This is a genomic window from Spirosoma luteolum (genome assembly GCF_054778875.1).
Map to the genome: position 1 here is coordinate 49,964 of NZ_BAAGZE010000022.1, position 22,986 is coordinate 72,949.

Consider the following 22,986-nt stretch of genomic DNA (forward strand, 5'->3'; position numbering starts at 1 on the left):
GATTGTGTAGGTTTGCACCCATGTACACCCCCCGTCTTTTGCTGCTGCCGGCCACAATTCTGGTTGGGCTGAATCGGCCGATGTCGCTTGCCCGGAACGAAACGGCCGGGTTATGGCGGTCGTTTATGCCCCGCCGAACCACCATTGCCAACCGGATCGGCACCGATCTGTACTCGGTTCAACGCTACCCGCCCGGCTATGTCAAGACGTTTGACCCGGCGGTTTCGTTTGTGAAGTGGGCAGCCGTGGCCGTATCGGTGCCGAATGAGGTGCCGCCCGGTATGGCCGTGCTGCTGCTGCCGGCGGGTCTGTATGCCGTGTTCGACTACCGGGGTCTGCCCAGCGAAGGCGCCCAGATGTTTCGGTATATTTTTCAGACGTGGCTGCCGGCGTCGGACTACCAGCTCGACGACCGGCCGCATTTTGAACGGCTGGGGCCGGCCTATGACCCCCAGTCGCCCGATTCGGAAGAAGAAATCTGGGTGCCGGTCCGGCCACGCTGAGTCGGGTGACGGGCGGCTGAAACGGGCCGCCGGGCAACACTCGGCCGCATTGCCGGGTTATGCCTGTCAAACGAATCCTACGCGCATGATCATTGAACTGTATGCCGCACCGACGGCAGCAACGGCCTCGGCCCAGCCCGAAGCACCCATCTCGAACCCCGCCGGCGAACTGCCCGATAACGAGCCGGCGCTGAGCCTGGGCGATCTGCTCGGCAGTTTCGACAGCCGCGACGAAGCGCTGGCGTTTGTGGCGCAGCAGGCCGGCGAACGGGGTCAGCAGCTGACCAGCCACAGCAGCGAACCCTACAGTGACTATACCCATGTGGAATGGCTGTCGGTAACGCTTACCGAGGCCGATCAGCAGGCGACACAGGCCAGCTACTACCTGGTTACCGATGAAGGCTACTAGGCCCGACGTGGTCGTGGACGTCAGTCCGCATCAGCCATACCCCCCGGGTGTGGCTTTTTTTATGCCCGGCTCTGAAAAAAAACGCCGAATTCGCTGTCAACTCCGGCCGTATGTTCCGATAAAACAGCAATCCGACTAAGTCGACTAGGTAGCCTACCAGGTTTACTGGTTGATACGAAATGGGGGAATAGACGATTAAAATACACTGAGAAGATACCGAATAGTAAAGAAAGGCACAGTTTTTATAGCTACTATCGCAGGCCGGGCGGATACCGTCTGTCCGGTCGCCACTCCCTGACAACAAAGCCGATGAAAACACTTCTGCTCACGATAGACGCCATCTCGTATGGTTTCGATACCCACCGAATCGGGCTAAGCCGGGGCCTGGTCTGGCGGCTGCTCTTTGCCCTCATACTGGGTGGTTGCCTGGTGCTGACGCTGCTGGTGCGGTACCGGCTTATTTTTCTGGCCAGCTCCGACATTGGCGGTATCGAAAGCTTTGTGATCTACTCGGTACAGCGCTACCTGGCGGGCTTTCCGCTCTATGCCAGCCCCGAAGCCGCGCCCTTTACCATCACGCAGTACAGTCCGCTCTACTACCGGCTCGTGGCGGCCGTGGCCTCGGCCTGCTCGCTCAATCCCGACGATCCAATGGGTATTTACCGCGTCAGCCGCGGGTTGTCGCTGCTGGCCAATCTGGGCTACGCGGGGTTGCTGGCCGCGCTGGGCAGTCGCTTCGGGCTAACCCGGTGGGCGGCACTGGGCGTTGGCGTGGTTGCCTTTGTGTTGCTGCCCCCGCACGCCTACTCGCGGCCCGACAGCGTGTGTGGGCTGCTGAGTCTGCTCTCGCTCTATGCCGGCACCCGCGTGTGGCAGGCTCCCGCCGGCACCGCCACCGGCTGGCTGCTGACGGGGATGGGGGCGGCCGCGCTGGCCATCGCCACCAAACAGTCGGGCATTGTGCTGCCGGCGATCTGGGCGGGCTACTACTGTCTGTTTCGGCACAACTGGGCCTACGGGCTGACTATTGGCGCGGCTACCGGGGCGCTGGCGCTGGTGGCGCTGCTGGGACTGATGCCCGAGCACGACCCGGCCCTGCTCTACGCCAACATCGTAACGGGGGTGAGCCAGGGATTCGACTGGGCCATGTTCAAAGTAAATATCTACGATCACTACCTCAAACCGTTTGGGCTGCACAATGCCCTCGGGCTGGTGTTTTCGGTGTGGCTGCTGCGCCAGCCCCGGGCCGACCAGCGGTGGCTGGGCTGGAGCGCGCTCATGCTGTTTGCCTTTGCCCTGCTGACGAGCACCAAGCAGGGATCAGCGCTAAACTACTTTACCGATTATGTGTCCCTGACCGGGCTGGTGGTGATGGTCTGGATCAGTAACCACGACCGCGTGCTGCGCGAACTGGGCCGGAGCTGGCCCCTGCTGGGGCTGGCCGTACTGGGCTGGGCGGTGCTGCCCAACGTGCCCAACTTCAACTGGCCTTTTGCCCTCAGTGCCAGCGCCGGTTCCGAAAAACCGTATCAGGAGCAGCAGCAGGTGGTACGCTACCTGCACCAGTCGCTCGGGATGCGCCCCACCGATGCGGTGTTCGTGACCAACTACAATTATTGCTACCTCAACGGGCTGCTCTACCGCAACTGCCTACTGCCGCAGCAGGAGATTGTGGCGGTGATGTATCCGCGGCAAACGCTCGATTATTCGGGGCTGGATGCCCGCATCCGGCAGGGTCGTATCCGGTTTCTGATTACCCGGCCCAACGAACAGACGACGGCCTTCGCCGGGCTGACAACCACCGATTATACATTGCGCCGGCGCTTTGCCGACTGCGATGTGTATGAGCGTACGGCCCCCGGCCTGGTAGCGCGCCGGTAGGCCAGCCACGCCCGTCCAACGCCCTCCAATAGAGTCCGAACGAACCCGACTGCCGGCATCGACCGGTTAGAATGGGTTTTTTCGGGCTTTTTTGCGTTACATACAGACATGAAGAAAATTCTGATCATCGAAGACGACCGGCGCATTGCCCAGAATATAAGCCGGGGGCTGCGCGATGAAGGCTACGATACCGACGTGGTCTACGAGGGGCTGAATGGCCGGCAGCGAGCCCTGCAGGCCGATATCGACCTGCTGATACTGGACCTGAACCTGCCGGGACTGAGTGGCTTCGAGGTGTGCCGGTCGGTACGCGCCGAACGGCCTCATCTGCCCATCATCATGCTCACGGCCCTGGGCGAAATCGAGGATAAAATAGAAGGCCTCGGCCTGGGCGCCGACGATTACATCGTGAAACCGTTCGATTTTCGGGAGCTCATTGCCCGGGTAGCCACCTGCTTCCGGCGGGTGGAACTGGGCACCGAGTCGGGCAGCCGGCCTCCCGAGGTCTGGCGACTGGCCGACCTGACCGTCGATATGGGAACCAAGGAAGTCCGGCGGGGCAACACCCTGATCGACCTGACCGCGCGGGAGTTTGCCCTGCTCGAATACCTGATGCGAAACCGGGGGCGGGTGCTGGCCAAAATGGACATTGCCGAAGCGGTCTGGAACCTGAACTTCGACCCCGGTACCAACGTGGTGGAGGTTTATATCAACTACCTGCGCAAGAAAATCGACCGTGACTACGAGCCCAGGCTGATTCACACCCGCCCCGGCATGGGCTACATCCTGCGCGACGACCTATGACCATCCGCACCCGCCTGGCGCTGCAGTTTTCGGTGATCGTCGCGTCGATTCTAATCCTGTTTTCGGTGCTGATCTACGCCGTGTCGGCCACGTACCGGCGCGAGGAGTTCTACGACCGGCTTAAAAACAAGGCCCGCACCACGGTCCGGTTTCTGGTCGAAGTGAAAGAGGTAGACCAGACGCTGCTGAAAATCATCGACCGCAATACGCTTACGGCCCTCTTCGACGAGAAAGTACTCATTTTCGATGCCCACGACCGGCTGCTCTACGCCAGTGTCGACGATCAGGTGATTCATTACTCGCCCGCGCTGCTGGCCGACGTGCGCCGGCTGCGCGACGTGGAGACGTACAGTGGCGAAAACGAACTGATCGGGCTCGTCTACCGCCAGAACGGGCGCGACCTGGTGGTGCTGGCCTCGGCCAGTGACCGCTTCGGGCGCAGTAAGCTCGACAACCTGCGGCTGACGCTGGGGTGGGGGCTGCTGGCGGGTTTGAGCCTGACCATCGGGCTGGGCGTATTTTTCGCCGGGCAGTCGCTGCGGCCCATCAGCCAGATCAACGACACGGTGGCGACCATTACGGCCCGCAACCTGCAGCAGCGCCTGAGCGAAGGCAACCGCACCGACGAGATTGCGCGGCTGGCCATCAACATCAACAGTCTGCTGGAGCGGCTGGAGCAGGCATTCAACCAGCAGCGCAGTTTCGTGTCGCTTACTTCGCACCAGCTGCGCACCCCGCTGGCCGCCCTCAAATCCGAGATCCAGCTGGGTTTGCTGCGCCCCCTCACCGTGCCCGAACACGCAGCCATTCTGGAAAACCTGCTGCTCGACACCGACCGGCTCATTGGCCTGACCAACAGTTTGTTGACGCTGGCCCGCGCCCTGGATACCATCAGTCAGCTGCCGTTCAAACCCGTTCGGGCCGACGATGCGGTGTTCAGCGCCAAAGATGAACTGCTGCTGGCCCGGCCTGGCTACCAGATCGACGTGGATTACGACACGCTGCCCGCCAGCGAAAACGAAACCCTGGTGGAGGGCAACGAGAACCTGCTGAAACAGGTACTGCTCAACCTGTTCGATAACGCCTGCAAGTACTCGGCCGACCACCGGGCGCAGGTGCGCATCAGTACCGACCCCACCTGGTGCTACATCCGGGTGCGCGACACGGGTATAGGCATTGCCGAAGCTGATCTGAACCGGATTTTCGAGCCCTTTTTCCGGGCCGAGAGCGCCGTTGGCTATGGGGGGTTCGGCATGGGGCTGGCCATTGCCCGGCGCCTGGTCGAGCTGCACCAGGGACGGCTCGAGGTAAGCAGCGAGCTCGGGCTGGGCAGTACGTTTACGGTGGTGCTGCCGCATGTGTAAACCACCCGCAGGACGGGTCTAAGCGAATTCTAATCGGGGTCTAAGCAACATGTAATCGGGCTGTAAGGCGGGTGTAATCGGGGCAGGGGAGCTTTGTGGCTGTTCCCGATCAGCCCATGCGATTGCTATTTAGTCTCTTTTTTTGCGTTGCTCTACTGCCCGCCTGTTTTGCGCAGACGCCCCCGCCGGCCGATACGCTCCGGCTGTCGCTGGCGCAGGCCGATAGTGTGTTCCGGCAGCACAACCTGCTGCTGCTGGCCGGCCGCTTTCAGGTCGAGGCCAGCCGCGCCGAGGCCCTGCAGGCCAGTCTAACCGCCAATCCGACCCTGACGGTCGAAGCCAGTGCCTACAACAACGAAACCCGGCGCGTAGTCGATGTGGGTCGCCAGGGGCAGAAGGTGATCAGCATCGAGCAGCTGCTCGCTACGGCCGGCAAGCGCAACAAACGTGTGGCCCTGGCCGCCCAGCGCACCCGCCTGACCGAACTCGAACTGCTCGATCTGCTGCGCGGCCTGCGCTACGAACTCCGCACCCGCTTCTACGCCATTTACTTCGATCAGCAGACCCTGCAGCGCTTCGACCAGCAGCGGGGCATGCTGCAAACCACCGTGGCGGCCTACCAGACCCAGTATGACCGCAACAACGTGTCGCTGCGCGAACTGCTCCGGCTGCGGACGCTGCTCTTCCAGCTCGATAACGACCGCGCCACCCTGCTTGGGCAGCTGGCTGAGAATCAGCAGGCGCTCCAGACCCTGCTTTCGACCGACCGCGCCGTACGGCCCCTGACCACCGATGCCGAACTGGCACGTTACACCCTGCCAGCCCTGCCCGACGATACGCTGCGGCAGCTGGCGCTCCGCAATCGGCCCGATGTGCTGGTCAAAAACGCCGAAACCGAAGAAGCCCGCCTGAACTATACCCTGCAGCGCGCCCTTGCCGTGCCCGACCTTCAGGTAGGTGCCCGCTACGACCAGGCCAGCGACTACATCCGCAACTACGTGGGGGTGTCGCTCTCGGCCGATATTCCCCTGTTCAACCGCAACCAGGGTGCCATCCGGGCGGCCCGGAGTCAGATTGCCTACCAGCAGCAGCTGGCGCAGCAGCAGGCCATTCAGGTGCGTAACGAAGTCTCTACGGCCCTGCAGCAGGTGCGGGCGGTGGAGGCCCGGGTGCAGGCGGTCGAAAGCACCTTCACCAGTCAGCTCGAGCAGCTCAACCAGGGCGTCATCACGAGTTTCCGCCGGGGCAACCTGACCCTGATTGAATTTGTCGACCTGGTGGAAGCCTATACCGACAGTATCCAGCAGCTCAACCGCCTGAAGGCCGATCGGGTGGGCGCCTACGAATCGCTTTCCTACCGCATCGGCCGCGACCTGTTCAACTAATTCATGCCTATGTTACCCAAACACCTAACCCAGCTTATGCTGGTCGGGAGCCTTTGCCTGCTGGCGGGCTGCCATACCAAACCCGAAGCCGAAACCGACAAGGCGTTTCGGTTGTCGGATACCATGCTCCGGCGCATCCGGCTCGATACGGTGCGGGTGCAGCCCGTGCGGAGCGAACTGACGCTGGTGGGCCGCATTGCCGCCGACGAAAATCAGGTTATCAAGGTATTTCCGCTGGTGGGGGGCGACGTGGAAGCGGTGCGGGTCGAGCTGGGCGACTACGTGCGGAAAGGCCAGACGCTGGCGGCCATCCGCTCGGGCGAAGTCGCCGACATCGAGCGGCAGGGCATTCAGGCCCAGTCGGAACTGCTGGTGGCCGAAAAAAACCTGCGGGTGGTCGAAGATCTGTACGAAACCAAACTCACGGCGCAGCGCGAGGTGGTAGCTGCCCGTAAAGACGTGGAGAAGGCGCAGGCCGAGGTACGGCGGGTGCGCGAGGTATCCCGCATCTACGGCATCGGCAACTCGTCGATCTACACCGTTAAAGCCCCCATCGATGGCTACGTGATCGAGAAGAATGTAAACCGGGGTACCCAACTGCGGGCCGACAATGCCGACAACCTCTTCACGATCGGTAAAATCAGCGATGTATGGGTGCTGGCCAATGTCAACGAAAGCGATATCAGCCGGGTGCGGGCGGGTATGCAGGCCGAAGTGCGTACGCTGAGCTACCCCGACCGGATCTATACGGGCCGCGTCGATAAGGTGTATAGTGTACTCGACCCCGGCACCAAGGCCATGACCGTCCGGATTAGGCTGGCCAACACCGACGGCACCCTCAAGCCCGACATGCACGCCACCGTTACGCTCTCGTCGACCGGGGGCGGGGGGCTGCCCACCGTACCGGCCGGTGCCGTCATTTTCGAGCGATCGAAACAGTTTGTCATGGTCTTCCGGAGCCGTACCGACATCGAAACCCGCGAAGTCAGTCTCCTCAAATCGCTGGGCGACGTCGCGTACATTCAGCAGGGGGTGAAACCCGGCGAACAGGTCATTACGGCCAACCAGCTCCTTGTGTTCAATGCCTTAAATCAGTAACGCGGGTAGCTGCTCGTGGGGCGGCTGCCGGCTTCGGATTGCTATGTCAAAATTCATTCGGACAGTAGTCGGGTTTTCGCTGAAAAACCGATTCTTTATTTTTTTCATGACCGGCGTGCTGGTGCTGGCGGGGGTGGTGAGTTACCTCAAAACCCCCATCGAAGCCTTTCCCGACGTGACCAACACGCAGATCATTGTGGTGACCGAGTGGAACGGCCGCTCGGCCGAGGAGGTCGAACGGTTCGTAACGGTGCCCATCGAAGTGGCCATGAACTCGGTGCAGCGCAAAACCACCGTGCGCTCGACCACCATGTTTGGCCTGTCTGTACTGAAGGTGCTGTTTGAGGACGACGTGGACGACTTTTTTGCCCGGCAGCAGGTCAACAATCTGCTGCGCAACGTGTCGCTGCCCGACGGGGTGACGCCCGATGTGCAGCCGCCCTACGGCCCCACCGGCGAAATCTTCCGTTACACGCTGGCAAGCCCCGGCCGCGACAGCCGCGAACTGTTGACGCTCCAGAACTGGGTGATTGACCGGCAGCTGCGGAGTGTGCCGGGTGTGGCCGATGTGGTCGCGTTTGGCGGGCGCGAGAAAATGTATGAACTGCGGGTAAATCCTACCCAGCTACAGAAATACGGGCTAACCCCGCTGGAGGTCTACCAGGCCGTCACGCGCAGCAACGTCAACGTGGGGGGCGACGTGATCGAACGCAACGGACAGGCCTACGTAGTGCGCGGCATTGGCCTGCTCACGTCCATACAGGATATCCGCAACATCCTGATCGAAGAAGCCGACGGCAACCCGGTGCTGGTGAGCCACGTGGCCGAAGTGGCCGAGTCGAACCTGCCGCGGGTGGGGCAGGTGGGGCTCGACCGCAACGACGACGTGGTGGAAGGCATCGTGGTGATGCGCAAGGGCGAAAACCCAAGCGAGGTGCTGGGCCGGGTGAAAGCCAAAATCGAGGAGCTGAACACGCAGGTACTGCCCCACGATGTGCAGCTGGCCACCTTCTACGACCGCGACAACCTCATCCAATTCTGTACCGATACGGTGCTGCACAACCTCACCGAGGGCATCGTGCTGGTGACGGTCGTGGTCTTTCTGTTCATGGCCGACTGGCGCACTACGCTGATTGTGGGGCTGATTATCCCGCTGGCGCTGCTGTTTGCCTTTCTGTGTCTGCGGCTGCGGGGCATGTCGGCCAACCTGCTGTCGATGGGGGCGGTCGATTTCGGCATTATTATCGACGGCGCCGTGGTGATGGTCGAGGGTATTTTTGTGGCGCTCGACCACAAAGCCCACCGGGTCGGTATGGCGCGCTACAACCGCCTGTCGAAACTGGGGCTGATCCGCAAAACGGGGGGCGAGCTGGGCAAGGCCGTATTCTTCGCCAAACTGATCATCATCACCGCCCTGATCCCGATTTTCTCGTTCGAAAAAGTCGAAGGCAAGCTGTTTTCGCCCCTGGCCTGGACCCTCGGCTTTGCCCTGCTTGGGGCGCTGCTGTTCACGCTGACGCTGGTGCCGGTGCTGTGTTCCATTCTGCTGCGCAAAAACGTGCAGGAGAAAAATAACCCGCTGGTCAACGGCATCAACCGGGTGGTGATGCGGGGTTTCGGCTGGTGCTTTGGGCACCGGCGCACCAGTGTACTGGTGGCCGTGGGCATCATGCTGACCACCTTCGTATCGTCGGCGCGGCTGGGCACCGAGTTTCTGCCGCAGCTCAACGAAGGGGCGCTGTGGGTCACGGCCGAACTGCCCATGAGCCTGTCGCTGCCCGAGAGCGTCTCGATGGCCAACACCCTGCGCCACGATCTGGGTACGTTTCCGGAGGTGAAACAGGTTCTCTCGCAGGTGGGCCGCTCCAACGATGGTACCGACCCCAACGGCTTTTATTTCTGCCAGTTTCAGGTCGATCTAAAGCCCAAAAAAGACTGGGCCGCCCGGCCCGACGGCCACGTACTGACGATTGAGCAGCTGACCGACGCCATGGATACCAAACTGCGGCAGTACCCCGGCATTGTCTACAACTACTCGCAGCCCATTGTCGACAACGTGGCCGAAGCCGTGGCGGGCTATAAGGCCAGCAACGGGATCAAGATTTACGGCTCCGATGTATATGAACTGGAGAAATACGCGGGGCAGGTGGTCGAGGCCGTCAAATCGGTTGAGGGCATCAAAGACCTCGGTATTATCCGCAACGTGGGGCAGCCCGAGATGAGCATCCAGCTCCACGACCACAAGATGGCGCTCTACGGCGTATCGACGGCGGACGCTCAGGCCGTGATCGAAATGGCCATCGGCGGCAAGACAGCCTCGGTGCTCTACGAAGGCGAGCGCAAATTCGATATCCGGGTGCGGTACCAGCCCGAGTACCGGCAGAAAGACGACGACATCATGCGGCTGATGGTTCCCACCCTGAGCGGGGGCACCATACCGCTGAAGGAAATTGCCAGTATCCGGAAGGTAACGGGCCCCGCCTTTCTCTACCGCGACGGCAACAAACGCTTTATCGGGGTGAAGTTCTCGGTGCGGGGCCGCGACCTGGGCAGTACCATTGCCGACGCGCAGCAGCGGGTGCGGCAAGCCGTTCAGCCCGACAAGGGCTACACCATCGCCTGGGTCGGTGAGTTCGAAAACCAGGTGCGGGCCACCGGGCGGCTGGCGCAGGTGGTACCCATCAGCATCGGGGCCATCTTCGTCATTCTGTTCATCCTGTTCGGACGGGCCAAAGACGCCGGGCTGGTGCTGCTCAATGTGCCTTTTTCGCTTATTGGCGGTATTCTGGCGCTGCACCTCACGGCCATGAACTTCGGTGTTTCGGCGGGCGTGGGCTTCATTGCGCTCTTCGGCATCTGCGTGCAGAACGGTGTGCTGCTCATCACCGCGTTTAATCACAACCGCCGGCGGATGCCGCTCGACAAAGCTATCTGGGAGGGCGTTCGCTCGCGCGTCAGGCCGGTGGTTATGACGGCTACCATGGCGGCCATCGGGCTTATGCCCGCGGCCCTGTCGTCGGGTATCGGTTCCGAAACGCAGAAACCCCTGGCCATCGTGGTGATCGGCGGACTGGTTACCGATACGGTGCTAACGCTGCTGGTGTTCCCGATTATCTGCCGATTCTTTTTCCGCAACGAACCGGTGGGGCGGGTCCGTACGGTCGAGGTGGCTGCGGTGGCCGAGCCGTAAGCCGGTGCCGGACGGGGTAGTCCGCGGTTTATGTTGTACTTTTGCTATACAGGTTGCAACTGTATGTTAAACGACGACGCTGCCCGGCCGGCACTGGTCCGGAAGATTATCCATATCGACATGGATGCGTTCTACGCGTCGGTGGAGCAACGCGACAATCCCGATCTGCGGGGAAAACCCGTGGCGGTGGGCGGGTCGCGGCAGCGGGGCGTGGTGGCCGCGGCCAGCTACGAAGCCCGGCGGTTCGGGGTGCGCTCGGCCATGTCGTCGGTAACGGCGGCCCGCCAGTGCCCGGAGCTTATTTTTGTGAAGCCCCGCTTCGACGTCTACAAAGCGGTGTCGGCCCAGATCCGGGCCATTTTCGAGCAGTACACCGAACTGATCGAACCCCTGTCGCTCGATGAAGCCTACCTCGACGTAACCGACCGCATCCCGCCGGGCAGTTCGGCGACGGCCATTGCCGAGGCCATCCGGGCGCAGATTCGGGCCGAAACCGGGCTGACGGCATCGGCCGGGGTGTCGTACAACAAGTTTCTGGCCAAGCTGGCGTCCGACGCCCGCAAACCCGACGGGCTGTTTGTGGTGAAACCCGCCCAGGGGCTCGCCTTTGTGGCCGCGCTGCCGGTGGGGCGCTTCCACGGCATTGGCCGCGTCACGGCCGAAAAAATGAATCAGCTGGGTATCGTGACCGGCCTCGATCTGCGGCAGCAGACCGAAGCCTTTCTGTGCCGGCATTTCGGCAAGGTGGGGCGCCACTACTACCACATTGCCCGCGCCATCGATGAGCGCCCCGTCACGGCCAACCGCGTCCGTAAGTCGGTTGGTTCCGAAAACACCTTCCCCGACGACCTGCACGAAACCGATGAGCTGCTGGCGGGGCTGCAGACCCAGGTCGACGACGTGTGGGCTTACTGCGCCCGAACCGGGGTGAGGGGTCGAACGGTAACGATCAAGGTGAAATACGCCGATTTTCAGCAGATTACGCGCAGCCGCACGGTGCCCCTGCCCGTGGCCGACGCTGCAGGGTTGGGGCGCGTGGCGCAGGAGCTTTTGCTGGCGCTGCTGCCACTGCCCAAAGGGGTACGGCTGCTGGGCGTATCGCTTTCCGGACTGGTATCGCCCGAGGAGCCGGCGGGCCAGCAGCTGCGGCTGGAGTGGGGCCCCGCGTCGACGTAGCGGCCCTAGAGCTTGATCTCGGGGTAGATTTTCTTGTGCTGCGCCACCAGTTTGGTGTACTGTTCGGGCGTGAGCAGGGGCTTGTAGTTGTGCACCTTGTCGGCCTCCACGGTGAGGGCCAGTGCCCGGAGTTTCTGTTTGGTCATGCCGCTTTTCTTAAGCAGCTTCACGCCCTCATTATAGGCGACGGTTGCATTGGTAATGACCTGACGGGCTTTGGGCACCTGCTGTTCGGTAAGTGCCAGGTTCTTCTGATCGGCTTTCAGCACCGCTTTCACGATCATGCCGATGGTGGTGCCGTTGTTGAGAAACACGAATTTCTCCTTTTCGACGGCAGAGGGCGTCTGGGCGCAGAGGGTTTGCGTTAGCAGGAGCAGCAGGAAGGGCACGAAACGAACGAAATGCATCGGTAAAAAGGGTTTGGGTTGAGCAACAGGCTGCAAGTTTACAGACAAGCGGGCAATCGGCCACCAGAACCGATACAACGGCTGGCGGGGGCTGGGTCAGTCAACCATACCGAGGAGTAAAAACAGCAGAAAACCCGCGTAAAAAGTCCCCGTCAGCCAGGCGGGTTCTTCGGCAATGTGGGCTTCGGTCAGCAGTTCTTCCGTCACCAGAAACAGCAGCGCGGCCAGCCCGAACGACAGCACCACATCCATCTGGGTTTCGGGCAGGTTCTGCAACAGGGTAGCGCCGAGCACGCTGCTGACGAGAAAAAGCCCGACCAGCCCCAGAATGACGCGCAGGACGCGGGCCCGGGACAGGTTGTTTTTGGTGAGTGTAGTGGCTGTGGCCAGCCCGACCGACACGCTTTCGATGGCCAGGGCGTAGGCCAGCAGTTTGCCCTCCTGCGCGCCGGCGGCAAAGCCGATGCCGAGCAGCAGCCCGTCGATGACGACGTCGATGCCCAGCACCACCAGCAGGGCTACCGGCACAACGGCGCGTTCGCCATCGGCCGGTGTTTCGGTTTTTTCGGTAAAGCGCCGGATCAGCAGCATCAGACCGATACCCGCCCCGAAGCCCGCTACCGTGATGGCGGGGTTATGCAACGTAATGATGTGGGGCAGAATCTCGACCGCGACCACCGAGAAAATAACGCCGGCGGCAAAGTGCAGCACGGCACTCTGGAGCTTGACGGTCAGTTGAACATAAGACGCGATCAGCCCCCCTGCGCCGAGGGCGAGGGCAGGCAGCGGCGCAAAACCAAGAATTTGCCAGTAAGCAGCAGCCATAACGATTCTGAGAAAAACAACCGGGGGCGTACGGGCACGCGCGTTCCGGCAACCCCGCCCCCTGCCTGGTATGAGGTCAAAGCAGGACGGGGGCTAATTGTTTGAAAACGGTTCGGGCCCGGCTCCTCCGGCGTACGACGCCACAGCCCCCGACCAACCCGAAGCGGGTCAGCCGGGGGCTGTGGTACGATGGCGTAAGCGGGGTTAGTCGCCCTGCTCGTCGGCCGAATCGGCTATTTTGGCCAGGTCCTTATTGTTGGGAAACAGCGCCGTGCCCTTGTCGAGCCAGGCTTTGCGGGCCGCTGCATCGTTGGTAACCAGTTCGTTGTACGAAATCAGGTATTTGAACGCCAGAATCAGATCTTTCTGGTAGCGCTTCCGCTCTTCGTCCTTGTCGGCAACCATGTTGATGAACTGCTCGAAGAAAGGCCGGGCCTTGCCATTCCGAACGGCTGCCTCGGGGGTGTAGGCGTAGTAGTTGGCTTTGGCCCGGTAAAGCACGGTGGGCGCGTAATCGGGCGAACCGGTCTGGGCCAGGGCCAGGGCTGAGTCGGCCAGGGCAAAGCGGGCGGTATCGCGCACGAGTTTGCCCAGACTGTCGCGTCCGAAGCCCAGCGTATAGTTGCTCATACCGTAGCGAAACAGATCCTGCACATCGGCCTTGAAACCATGACTGGCGGCTGAGTCGAGGGTAGCCACGGCCTGCGGATGCTGTTTGGTGCGGTAGTAGTATCGGGCAATGTCGCTATACAGGTTGTCGGTCGTATCGAAGGGGGCCGCTTTCTGCAGGTAGGCAATACCAACGGAGTCGCTGATGGCTTTGAGCGAATCGGAGCCCGGGTTTTCGATGCCCAGATACGCCTGTCCCAGGTACTTGTAGTCGTCGTACATCACCTTCTGCGGAGCTTTATCGATAAACGTTTCGATGCGTTCGATAGCCTGTTTGGGCTGCTTGAGCGACGAGTAGGCCCAGCCTTCGATGCGATACACAATCGGGTTCTGCGCCAGCGCGGTGCGGTTGCTGTCGATGATGTCGACGGCCCGCTGGTAGTCTTTGGCCAGAAAATGAAACTGAGCCGACCGAAGCAGCATCTCGGGCCGGTTATCATTGGCAACCCGAATGTACTGGTCGGTATAGCTGGCGGCATCCTTGTAGCGGTTGACGAGGTAGTACAGCTCGGCCAGTTGCCGGTAGGCGGGGGCATAGGCGGGGTTGGCATCGATAGCTTTTTTGTAGTTCTCGACCGCCAGGTTCAGGTTGCGGCCCTGCCAGTAAATGTCGCCGATCCGCTGGTACACCCGCGATGGGTTCATGCCCAGTTCGATGGCGCTTTCGTAGCGCGATACAGCCGTACCGGCGTCTTTATTGAGGTAGTGCGCATCCCCGAGGGCAAGCTGAATAGCCGGATTTTTCTTGTCGCGCTCGGTGGCCCGGTTCAGAAAGTCGATGGCTTTGGCCGCATCCACGGCCTTGGGGAAGCGGGGTTTAATGGAGCCACTATCGGGTGTCAGGTAGCCGGTGTAGGCTTCGCCAATGCGGTAGAGAATATCGGCGTTTTTGCCTTTGCTCCGGCTGACAACCTCGGCCAGCAGCGGCTCGGCCGCGCTGACCCCACGGGTAAGAAGGGTGGCGATGGCCAGGCCGGTCTGATTGAGGGGTACTCGCTTTTCATCCAGGCCGGTGCCTTTTTCAAACCAGATGCGGGCCGAATCGGGCTGGCCGGCACGCAGGTAGCCATAGCCAAGATCGAAGGTGTGCTGCATGGATGGCTCGGCCTCGACGGCTTTGCGGAGCAGGGTGGTAGCTTCGGCAAACCGGCCCATATTCATGAGCGTGGTGGCGTCGGGCGCCGGAGACTGTGCCAGCGCCGGGCCGGACACCAGCATTCCGCCCAGCAGGGCCGGTACTAGAAACAAACGGGTCGTTTTCATAGCGAAGAGTTTATGGTCAATGTTGGGTGCCCGGAGCCGAAGCGCCGGGAACATGCCTGCAAGGTGGCCTGCACGGTTAAGAGTTGGCTTAGAAAATTATTAGAATTCACTTAGAATAGTACAAAAGTGCGGGTGGGGTTTCCCGTCGGTACCAGCGTAGCCGGGGTAGCTCGCCCGCCGGAGACAGGGCGGCAGAGAGGAGGGGAGCGGGGCGCCTGACGGCCCGATAAAATAAACCAGACCCCACGCAGCGCGTTAACCATACGTGGGCATCGGCCGGCCAGACACGATTCTAAGCAGATTCTAAGCTGGTTATAAGCAGATTCTCACGGTGCAGCCGGTTGTTGCACGATTCAACGCAGGTACCGGGTGCCGGCCCAACCGGGTCTGGCCGCCGGAACCCTTAACCAGCTAATACGTATGACGACTCAGAACGATGCGGCCCTGCCACCCAATAGCTACTGGTATAAAGACGCCATCATTTATGAACTCCACATCAAAGCCTTTCGCGATGGCGATGGCGATGGCGTTGGCGACTTTACGGGGCTGCTCGAAAAGCTCGACTACCTGCAGGAACTGGGCATTACGGCCATCTGGCTGCTGCCGTTCTATCCGTCGCCCCTGCGCGACGATGGCTACGACATTGCCGATTATTACAGCATCAACCCCGCCTACGGTACCATTCAGCAGTTCAGCACGCTGCTGGAAGAGGCCCACCGGCGCGGCCTGCGGGTCATTACCGAACTCGTCATCAACCACACGTCCGATCAGCATCCGTGGTTTGTGCGGGCGCGCTCGGCCCCGAAAGGATCGCCCGAACGCGATTACTACGTATGGACCGACGACCCGACCCAGTACCGCGACGTGCGGATTATTTTTCAGGATTACGAAACGTCTAACTGGACCTGGGATCACGAAGCCCAGCAGTACTACTGGCACCGGTTTTTCCACCACCAGCCCGACCTCAATTTCGACAACCCACTGGTGCAGCAGGAAGTGTTCCGCATGATCGACTACTGGTGTGAACTGGGCGTCGACGGGTTTCGGCTCGACGCCATTCCGTATCTGTTCGAGCGCGAGGGTACCAACGGTGAGAACCTGCCCGAAACCCACGCGTTTCTGAAAAAGCTCCGCGCGCACATCGACCAGCACCACCCGGGCGTGGTTTTTCTGGCCGAGGCCAATATGTGGCCCGAAGAGTCGGCCTCGTATTTCGGCGCGGGCGACGAGTGCCACATGAACTACCATTTTCCGGTCATGCCCCGCATGTTTATGGCGCTGCAAATGGAAGACCGGTATCCCATTACCGATATCTTCGATCAGACGCCGGCCATTCCGGACAGCTGCCAGTGGGCCATTTTCCTGCGCAACCACGACGAGCTGACGCTGGAAATGGTGACCGATGAGGAGCGCGACTATATGTACAAGACATACGCCAAAGACCCGAAAGCCCGGATCAACCTGGGTATCCGGCACCGGCTGGCGCCCCTTATGGCCAACAACCGCAAGCGTATCGAGCTGCTCAACAGCCTGCTGTTTTCGCTGCCCGGCACTCCCGTTATCTACTATGGCGATGAGATCGGCATGGGCGACAACGTGTATCTGGGCGACCGGGATGGCGTGCGTACGCCCATGCAGTGGTCGCCCGATCGCAACGCCGGTTTCTCGTCGGCCAACCCGCAGAAGCTTTACCTGCCCACGATACTCGACCCCGAGTACCACTACGAGTCGGTAAACGTCGAAACCCAGCGGCAGAATACGTCGTCGCTGTTCTGGTTCATGAAACGCATGATCAGTGTCCGGCGGAAGCACCCGGCTTTCGGGCGGGGCGACGTGCAGTTTCTGCCCGTCGAAAACCCCAAGGTGCTGGCCTTTACGCGCTCGTTTCAGAACGAGACGCTGCTGATCGTGGTCAACCTGTCTAAATACGCCCAGCCCGCCGAAATCGGACTGCCCGGCTACAAAGGCTACGTACCTACCGAGCTGTTCAGTAAAAACCCGTTTCCGGTGGTGGGCGAAAGTGAGTCGTACTTCTTTACGCTGGCCCCCCACGATTACCAGTGGTTTCAGCTGGAAAAAGTAGGGGCCGATCGGGCCGATACGGCGCTGCTGCCGGCCTTCCAGCTCGACGACTGGGACAACCTGCTCACCAATGGCAATCGCACGGTACTCGAAACGGTGGTCCTGCCCGATTACCTGCTCCGGGCCGACTGGATGGGCGAGCGCCGGCACGCCCTGCGCGATGTGTACGTGATAAGTCAGGCGCGGGTGCCGCTGGCGTCGGGTGGGGCCTACGTGCTGCTGCTGGAAGTGACCTACGAACGCGGCCTGCCCGATACGTTTCAGCTGCCGCTGGTGCTGGTCGACGAGGCCGAAGCCGCCCGGCTGAGCAACACCTGCCCGCAGGCGCTGCTGGCTACCCTGCATACCCCCGGCGGCACCCGTATGTTGGGCAATGGGGTGTATGTGCCCGCGCTGCAGGAAGCCCTTGTTCAGGGGTTCAGCCGCCAGCATGAGCTGGGCGCGGCCACAACCCGCGCCGACAATGAACTGCTGTTTCAGCGCCGGCCCACCCTCGCCGATGCCGAACCGTTCTCGGCCGGGCTCAAACCCAGGCTGGCCCACGACTGTGCCGACTACGTGGCCATTCGCTACGGCAATCACGTTCAGTTGAAACTATACCGTAAGGTCGATCTTATCATCAACCCCGATGCCGAGCTGACCCGCTTTCTTACCGATACGGCCCGGTTCACGCACGTACCGGCCCACCTGGCAACGGTGAGTATGCGGTCGGCGGGCGGACTGGTGTTGCTGGGCGTTGTCGAAGCCATGATCGGTCAACAGGGCAATGCCCGTCAGTACATGCTCGAACGGGTATCGAATCTGATTGAGCGCATCCTGGCCCGCGACCGCACCCAGCTCGACCGGATTCTGGCCAGCCCCCGGGGCACCCTGGCCGAACCCGTGCTGTTCGATGCGCTGAGTGCCGAAACGCAGGAGTTGCTGGGGCGCCGGGCGGCCGAACTGGCCCGCGAACTGGGGGTTCGGGTGGGCGCGATGCACCTGGCGCTGTCGTCCAGCCAGACCCCGTCCGATCTGGCGCCCGAAGCGTTCTCGCTGCATTACCAGCGCTCACTGTTTGCCGGTCTGCAGTCGCTCGTGCGCGAGGCCTACCAGTCGATCGAACAGGCCGTGCTGCCCGGTCCGGAGCAGGCCCTTGCCGATCGCCTGCTCAGCCAGCGCGCGCCCATCAACGAGTCGCTCCGGCGCATCTACCACCACAAGATCGATGCACTTAAAATCAGAATTCACGGCGATTTGCAGCTGGAGAAAGTTCTGCTGACGGGTACCGACCTGGCCATTCGCGATTTCGGGGGCGACCCGGCGCGGAGTTACAGCGAACGCCGGCTGAAACGATCGGCCCTGCGCGACGTGGCTACGCTGATCCGGTCGTTTTACCAGATTGCCGATGCGGGTTTTGCCGGAAGCGATCAGGTCAGTCACAGCAATGCCGGCGAGCTTATGGCCTTTGCGCCGATCTGGGCCGGTTATATGAGTGGGTTTTTTGTGGCGGCCTACCTCGAAACCGTGCAGCACAGCGCGCTGATCCCGGCCGATCTGGCCGACCGGCAACAGCTGCTCGACACGTTTCTGCTGGAAAAAGGGCTGCTCGATCTGAAGCAGGATTTGCAGCAGCAGCCCGACCGGCTTCGGGTGGCCGTTCAGCTGATCGAACGGGTGCTGGAGCAGCCTCTTCGGCAGCCTGCCGTGTAAGGGCCGGGCGGTGGTGTTGCCCGATGCGCTGGCCCGGGTAACACCACCGCTTTTGTGTGTATCTTACCGTGTTTCCTTCTTAGTCACCGTACCGATCCTATGCCTGCCATTCTGTATACTGTGCTGCTCGTACTGGGTAGCTTTTCCTGCGCAACGGTTCAGGCCCAGCAGCCGGCCACTAAAGCCCGTCCGGCCACGGCCCAGCCCGCCGGGCCCGATGAACTATTTGGGCCCCTCTTCGAAGCCGTACAGCTCAACCGCGTTTTTTCGGACTCAAAGACCTTCGCCGACTGCACGCCCAAACAGCCGGTGGCCACCATCATGAGTCAGTACGAGCAGGCCCGGCAGCGGTCCGACTTCAACCTGAAAGCGTTTGTCGATCAGTATTTTACGTTACCCATAAAGCCTGCATCGGGCTACGTGAGCAAGCCCGGTCAGTCGGCACAGCAGCACCTGGTCGATCTGTGGCCGGTGCTGACCCGGCCGGCCGCCCCCAAAACGAAACCCGGCGAAACAACCGGTTCGCTCATTCCGCTGCCCAAATCGTACGTCGTGCCCGGGGGGCGTTTTGGTGAGATTTACTACTGGGACAGCTACTTTACCATGCTGGGCCTGCAGGCGTCGGGGCAGACGACCCAGATTCGCAACATGATCGATAATTTCGCCTGGCTCATCGATACGTTCGGCTTTATTCCCAACGGCAATCGAACCTACTTTCTGGGCCGGTCGCAGCCACCGTTTTTCTCGTTCATGGTCAATCTGCTGTCGGAAGTGCAGGGGCGCCGGGTGCTGATCCGCTACCTGCCGCAGCTGGAGGCCGAATACGCCTTCTGGATGGACGGCAAAGCTACCCTGACGGCGCAGCAGCCCGCCTACCGCCGGGTGGTGCGGCTGGCCGAGGGCGTGTACCTAAACCGCTATTACGACGACAAACAGACCCCCCGTCCCGAATCGTACCGCGAAGATATGCAGACGGCCCGCCGGGCCCGCGACCGCAACGTGGTGTACCGCCATCTGCGGGCCGGTGCCGAATCGGGCTGGGACTACAGCAGCCGCTGGCTGCGCGATGGCAAAAACCTGTCGACCATTCACACGACCGATTTTATTCCGGTCGATCTGAATGCGCTGCTGGTCAATCTGGAGCAGACGCTGGCCGATGCCTACCAGCTGAAGGGAAACAAAGGTAAAGCGCAGCAGTATGCCACGCTGGCGCAGCAGCGTCGGGCCGCTATCCAGACCTACTGCTGGCAGCCGAAGCGGCAGTTCTTTTTCGATTATGATTTTGTGGCCCGCAAACCGTCGACGGTTTATTCGCTGGCGGGTGCTTTTCCGTTATTCGTGCGTTTCGCCACCAGTCAGCAGGCTATGGCTGTAGCGCGCAAACTCGAAGCGTCGTTTCTGAAGCCGGGTGGGCTTAGCACCACGCTGGTTCGGACGGGCGAACAGTGGGACGCCCCCAACGGCTGGGCACCGTTGCAATGGGTAGCCATCAGCGGCTTACGCAACTACAAACAGCTGCCCCTGGCTAATCTGATCAAGAAACGCTGGGTAGCCGAGAACCTGCGGGTCTATAAGGCAACCGGCAAGATGGTGGAGAAATACGACGTGGTGAACACGGCGGCTGCCCGCGGGGGCGAGTACCCCAACCAGGATGGTTTCGGCTGGACCAATGGGGTATTGCTGCGGCTGTTAACCGAGAAATAGGGCGGTTTACGGGGGCATGTTCCGGCAGGGTCGGGGAAGCAACGCTCACGACCTGACCGGCCCGTATCCTATACCACTGACCTGATTTGTATGGCAGAAATCAGCCCGGCTGTACTAGATCTGATGGCCAAATAAATCGGTCAGCGCACCGGCAAACTGCTGATCGTAGAGATACTGCCGCTGATACACACTGCTGGTTTCGGCACCGGTCGTATCGTGGCCGGCCAGTACCTGATCGGGCGGACAGGGGTAGTTGGCAACGTGCGGACTGCGGGCAGCCTCGTCGGTGGGCAAACAGTCGACCAGCAGGTAATACTGACGGCCAGTCTGGGCACTAAGCGCGTTGGCGGCCTGCCGCAGAGCCGCCAGCATGGCCGGCCCACCCGGCCATGCCTGCAAGCCGGTTACCCGCAGCCCATCGACGTGAAAATCGCGAAACCACATCAATGCTACGTCGACACAGGCATCGAGCAGCGTGCCCAGGCCAGCCCCGGTCCGACTGGTTAGCGTCGACAGGTCGGCGAAGGGCAAATCGACGAGTACCGCCATTCCGTTGAAATGGCAGCTGTTTACGAAATGCTGACACTGGCGGGGCCCACCCAGCGCAGCCGGAACGGCGTAGGGCAGGTCGGCATTTTCAGCAAGAACGCCCAGTTGCACCGCCGTGACACCGGCCTCGCGCAGGGCGTGGATCTCGTGGGTGGCCGCATCGAACGTGCCTGCTTCGGTGAGCGTGCCAATGGCTAGTTCGGTGAGATGGTAATCGGCAAAGGGCGGGTTGATCCAGCTCTGATCTTCCCAGTAGTAAGCCGCCGTGTCGACCGCCTGCGCCTGTCCGTTGCACAGAAGCAGGGCGGCCGGATCAGTCAGCGTTAGGGCCCCGTCGATGCAGAACGCATACGTATCGCCAGGGTGCAGGGCCTCGGTTTGCAGCTGCCAGTAGCCATCGGCCTGGCGGCTCAGGGGCAGCGACTGGCCGGAGCCGGTTACCGCCAGCGTTACCGACCGGGCCTGTGGATACCAATAGCTTACAGTAGCGGTATGATCGCTTGAGAAGCGAACGCCAAACGCGCGGTGGTTGATCGGGTACGAGGGTTGCATACGTAGATTGGTTAGACCAGTGACGCCGACGGATAGACGGGACCCCGACAGCTCCGGTTTGTCATGGTCTGGCCGCACCAGGTCAGCTGGTGATCTCCTGTTTACAAGGAACAAGCAGCGTCTTAAAATGGCTTTAACAAATCCTTAGAAATTCATTAGGGGCTTGGTAGTCAGCCAGGTCGAAGAAGGCAGATGCTGGCTGGCAACACCCTGAAACCCGTCTGATCATGTGCCTGCGCTCGCCGGGTTGCTGCTTGCCAGGGTTAGCCCGGCCGGAACTGAACTGGTGCGCTGATAAAGCAGCAGAGACACAGACACAGGTGGGTGATAGACCCGATTGCTGCGTCTGTACCCAAATCAAATGCATGTCCAGAAGGGTTCGTGCCGGCACCCACCGGCTTCCGCTTACCGGGGCCAGGCCTGACTGTGTGCCAAGAGGGCTTTCATGGCAGCCACGCGGGCCGCGCTGGCTCCGGCGGGACGGCGGCCGCCCGTGGGTTCGGGCAGGTACAGAACCAGCAACCCAGCCTGGTCGGAAGCCGTCAGCCCTATTAGCAGGCCCCGCTCGTCGGCAAAGACATAAATGTCCTCATCGGTGCCCAGATACGTATAGCGCTCTTTCAGAAACAACGCCACATCGGTTGCCACCGCCTGGGTGGGTTGCAGCGATACCCCCGAAGCTGCGTACTGGCCCGCGTTAAACTGATAGGTTACGCCCGCTACCGTGGGGCGTTCGCCCCCAAAAAACAGTCCGTCGGTGGTTTCGTTGAGCAGGGTGCGGGTTTCTTTGCCTTTGACTGTTGCCTTCGATACCTGAAACGTAACAACCGGTTCGGTATAGGCGGTGCTGTAGGGCGTTACCGTGATCTCACTCGTAACGCTCGATCCGTTGTCGGCCGGGCGACCCGTAACGGTCGTTTTGCCCACGCGTTTGGCCTTGAAAATACCCTGCTTGCTGACGGTGCCGATCAGTGTATCGCTGCTGCTCCAGGTCAGGCTGGCCGGGTCGACCGTGCTGCTGCCCCGACGCAGTGTAAAGGACTGAGCCTGGTCGTAGTGTAGCGAAACCGTCGACTGATCGATAGTGATAGCGGGCTCGGGCTCGTCTGTTTTGGCGCAGCCCGAGAGGAGCAGCGCAACGGTTGTGGCGTAGAGGAAGGGTTTCATGCAACAGAGGGCTTTGTTTGGATAGATGATTTAAAGCCAAGATAAGCCCCCGGAACACGCTGTCAAGAGGCCCCGGTCAGGGGCGGTCGAACGGCTCGGACGACCTTCCGGGTATAAATACCGGGGTGATAGAGACGCCAGGCTGCGGCACCGGGCCGGGCCTGCGGGCAGGGCAAACCCCCTGGGTCGCGCGGGTGCGCTATCGGCCTGCCGATCGTAGGGTAAAGTCGACGCATGGAGGTAGGAGCCGGGGTTCAGGATATCAC

At 61.3% G+C, this 22,986-nt stretch carries 16 protein-coding genes; 11 read left to right on the forward strand and 5 right to left on the reverse strand.

Annotated features, from left to right (window positions below; genetic code table 11):
* Window positions 1-20 precede the first annotated feature (20 nt).
* The 9 genes from ACYVAC_RS19445 to dinB all read left to right on the forward strand — a co-directional run bounded on the left by ACYVAC_RS19445 (window position 21) and on the right by dinB (window position 11,810).
* A complete protein-coding gene (locus tag ACYVAC_RS19445; RefSeq protein WP_461099459.1) occupies window positions 21-503 on the forward strand; it encodes a GyrI-like domain-containing protein in 483 nt (160 codons plus the stop codon).
* Window positions 504-588: 85 nt separating this feature from the next.
* Window positions 589-912, forward strand: coding sequence for a hypothetical protein (locus ACYVAC_RS19450; RefSeq protein ID WP_461099460.1), 324 nt, complete (start codon window positions 589-591; stop codon window positions 910-912).
* Window positions 913-1,221: 309 nt separating this feature from the next.
* Window positions 1,222-2,793 (forward strand): hypothetical protein, encoded by a 1,572-nt coding sequence (locus ACYVAC_RS19455; RefSeq protein WP_461099461.1) that lies wholly within the window; start codon window positions 1,222-1,224, stop codon window positions 2,791-2,793.
* Window positions 2,794-2,901: 108 nt separating this feature from the next.
* Window positions 2,902-3,597, forward strand: coding sequence for a response regulator (locus ACYVAC_RS19460; protein ID WP_461099462.1), 696 nt, complete (start codon window positions 2,902-2,904; stop codon window positions 3,595-3,597).
* The gene (locus ACYVAC_RS19465; RefSeq protein WP_461099463.1) at window positions 3,594-4,961 is read left to right on the forward strand and encodes a sensor histidine kinase; all 1,368 of its coding nucleotides are present in this window, start codon (window positions 3,594-3,596) and stop codon (window positions 4,959-4,961) included. The genes ACYVAC_RS19460 and ACYVAC_RS19465 overlap by 4 nt, the downstream gene beginning before the upstream one ends.
* Before the next feature lie 116 nt (window positions 4,962-5,077).
* Window positions 5,078-6,346, forward strand: coding sequence for a TolC family protein (locus ACYVAC_RS19470; protein ID WP_461099464.1), 1,269 nt, complete (start codon window positions 5,078-5,080; stop codon window positions 6,344-6,346).
* Window positions 6,347-6,349: 3 nt separating this feature from the next.
* Window positions 6,350-7,444, forward strand: coding sequence for an efflux RND transporter periplasmic adaptor subunit (locus tag ACYVAC_RS19475; RefSeq protein WP_461099465.1), 1,095 nt, complete (start codon window positions 6,350-6,352; stop codon window positions 7,442-7,444).
* Window positions 7,445-7,487: 43 nt separating this feature from the next.
* Window positions 7,488-10,634 carry an efflux RND transporter permease subunit gene (locus ACYVAC_RS19480; RefSeq protein WP_461099466.1) on the forward strand — a complete coding sequence of 1,049 codons (3,147 nt, stop codon included), beginning with the start codon at window positions 7,488-7,490 and terminating at the stop codon, window positions 10,632-10,634.
* Between the two features lie 63 nt (window positions 10,635-10,697).
* Window positions 10,698-11,810 (forward strand): DNA polymerase IV, encoded by a 1,113-nt coding sequence (gene dinB / locus ACYVAC_RS19485; protein WP_461099467.1) that lies wholly within the window; start codon window positions 10,698-10,700, stop codon window positions 11,808-11,810.
* A 5-nt stretch (window positions 11,811-11,815) separates the two neighbouring features.
* Here the strand turns inward: dinB and ACYVAC_RS19490 are convergent, their stop codons facing one another.
* The 3 genes from ACYVAC_RS19490 to ACYVAC_RS19500 form a co-directional block, all read right to left on the reverse strand.
* Window positions 11,816-12,217, reverse strand: coding sequence for a hypothetical protein (locus ACYVAC_RS19490; RefSeq protein ID WP_461099468.1), 402 nt, complete (start codon window positions 12,215-12,217; stop codon window positions 11,816-11,818).
* Window positions 12,218-12,313: 96 nt separating this feature from the next.
* Window positions 12,314-13,042 (reverse strand): ZIP family metal transporter, encoded by a 729-nt coding sequence (locus ACYVAC_RS19495; RefSeq protein ID WP_461099469.1) that lies wholly within the window; start codon window positions 13,040-13,042, stop codon window positions 12,314-12,316.
* 204 nt (window positions 13,043-13,246) lie between these two features.
* Window positions 13,247-14,974 carry a tetratricopeptide repeat protein gene (locus ACYVAC_RS19500; RefSeq protein ID WP_461099470.1) on the reverse strand — a complete coding sequence of 576 codons (1,728 nt, stop codon included), beginning with the start codon at window positions 14,972-14,974 and terminating at the stop codon, window positions 13,247-13,249.
* A gap of 420 nt (window positions 14,975-15,394) precedes the next feature.
* Between ACYVAC_RS19500 and treS the strand changes: the two genes are divergently transcribed.
* Together treS and treF are read left to right on the forward strand one after the other, a co-directional pair.
* The gene (gene treS / locus ACYVAC_RS19505; RefSeq protein ID WP_461099471.1) at window positions 15,395-18,748 is read left to right on the forward strand and encodes a maltose alpha-D-glucosyltransferase; all 3,354 of its coding nucleotides are present in this window, start codon (window positions 15,395-15,397) and stop codon (window positions 18,746-18,748) included.
* A gap of 99 nt (window positions 18,749-18,847) precedes the next feature.
* The gene (gene treF, locus ACYVAC_RS19510) at window positions 18,848-20,452 is read left to right on the forward strand and encodes an alpha,alpha-trehalase TreF (protein WP_461099472.1); all 1,605 of its coding nucleotides are present in this window, start codon (window positions 18,848-18,850) and stop codon (window positions 20,450-20,452) included.
* Window positions 20,453-20,566: 114 nt separating this feature from the next.
* On the opposite strand, the gene ACYVAC_RS19515 is transcribed toward treF, so the two are convergent.
* Entirely contained in the window at window positions 20,567-21,553 is a 987-nt protein-coding gene (locus tag ACYVAC_RS19515; RefSeq protein WP_461099473.1) for an alpha-amylase family protein, read from the reverse strand.
* Window positions 21,554-21,958: 405 nt separating this feature from the next.
* A complete protein-coding gene (locus ACYVAC_RS19520) occupies window positions 21,959-22,720 on the reverse strand; it encodes an Ig-like domain-containing protein (RefSeq protein WP_461099474.1) in 762 nt (253 codons plus the stop codon).
* Between the last annotated feature and the right edge of the window lie 266 nt (window positions 22,721-22,986).

Bases quoted from the DNA above. Each gene is read 5' to 3' on its own strand.
- ACYVAC_RS19445 (WP_461099459.1), top strand. From the start codon at position 21: ATGTACACCCCCCGTCTTTTGCTGCTGCCGGCCACAATTCTGGTTGGG.
- ACYVAC_RS19450 (WP_461099460.1), top strand. From the start codon at position 589: ATGATCATTGAACTGTATGCCGCACCGACGGCAGCAACGGCCTCGGCC.
- ACYVAC_RS19455 (WP_461099461.1), top strand. From the start codon at position 1,222: ATGAAAACACTTCTGCTCACGATAGACGCCATCTCGTATGGTTTCGAT.
- ACYVAC_RS19460 (WP_461099462.1), top strand. From the start codon at position 2,902: ATGAAGAAAATTCTGATCATCGAAGACGACCGGCGCATTGCCCAGAAT.
- ACYVAC_RS19465 (WP_461099463.1), top strand. From the start codon at position 3,594: ATGACCATCCGCACCCGCCTGGCGCTGCAGTTTTCGGTGATCGTCGCG.
- ACYVAC_RS19470 (WP_461099464.1), top strand. From the start codon at position 5,078: ATGCGATTGCTATTTAGTCTCTTTTTTTGCGTTGCTCTACTGCCCGCC.
- ACYVAC_RS19475 (WP_461099465.1), top strand. From the start codon at position 6,350: ATGCCTATGTTACCCAAACACCTAACCCAGCTTATGCTGGTCGGGAGC.
- ACYVAC_RS19480 (WP_461099466.1), top strand. From the start codon at position 7,488: ATGTCAAAATTCATTCGGACAGTAGTCGGGTTTTCGCTGAAAAACCGA.
- dinB (WP_461099467.1), top strand. From the start codon at position 10,698: ATGTTAAACGACGACGCTGCCCGGCCGGCACTGGTCCGGAAGATTATC.
- ACYVAC_RS19490 (WP_461099468.1), bottom strand. From the start codon at position 12,217: ATGCATTTCGTTCGTTTCGTGCCCTTCCTGCTGCTCCTGCTAACGCAA.
- ACYVAC_RS19495 (WP_461099469.1), bottom strand. From the start codon at position 13,042: ATGGCTGCTGCTTACTGGCAAATTCTTGGTTTTGCGCCGCTGCCTGCC.
- ACYVAC_RS19500 (WP_461099470.1), bottom strand. From the start codon at position 14,974: ATGAAAACGACCCGTTTGTTTCTAGTACCGGCCCTGCTGGGCGGAATG.
- treS (WP_461099471.1), top strand. From the start codon at position 15,395: ATGACGACTCAGAACGATGCGGCCCTGCCACCCAATAGCTACTGGTAT.
- treF (WP_461099472.1), top strand. From the start codon at position 18,848: ATGCCTGCCATTCTGTATACTGTGCTGCTCGTACTGGGTAGCTTTTCC.
- ACYVAC_RS19515 (WP_461099473.1), bottom strand. From the start codon at position 21,553: ATGCAACCCTCGTACCCGATCAACCACCGCGCGTTTGGCGTTCGCTTC.
- ACYVAC_RS19520 (WP_461099474.1), bottom strand. From the start codon at position 22,720: ATGAAACCCTTCCTCTACGCCACAACCGTTGCGCTGCTCCTCTCGGGC.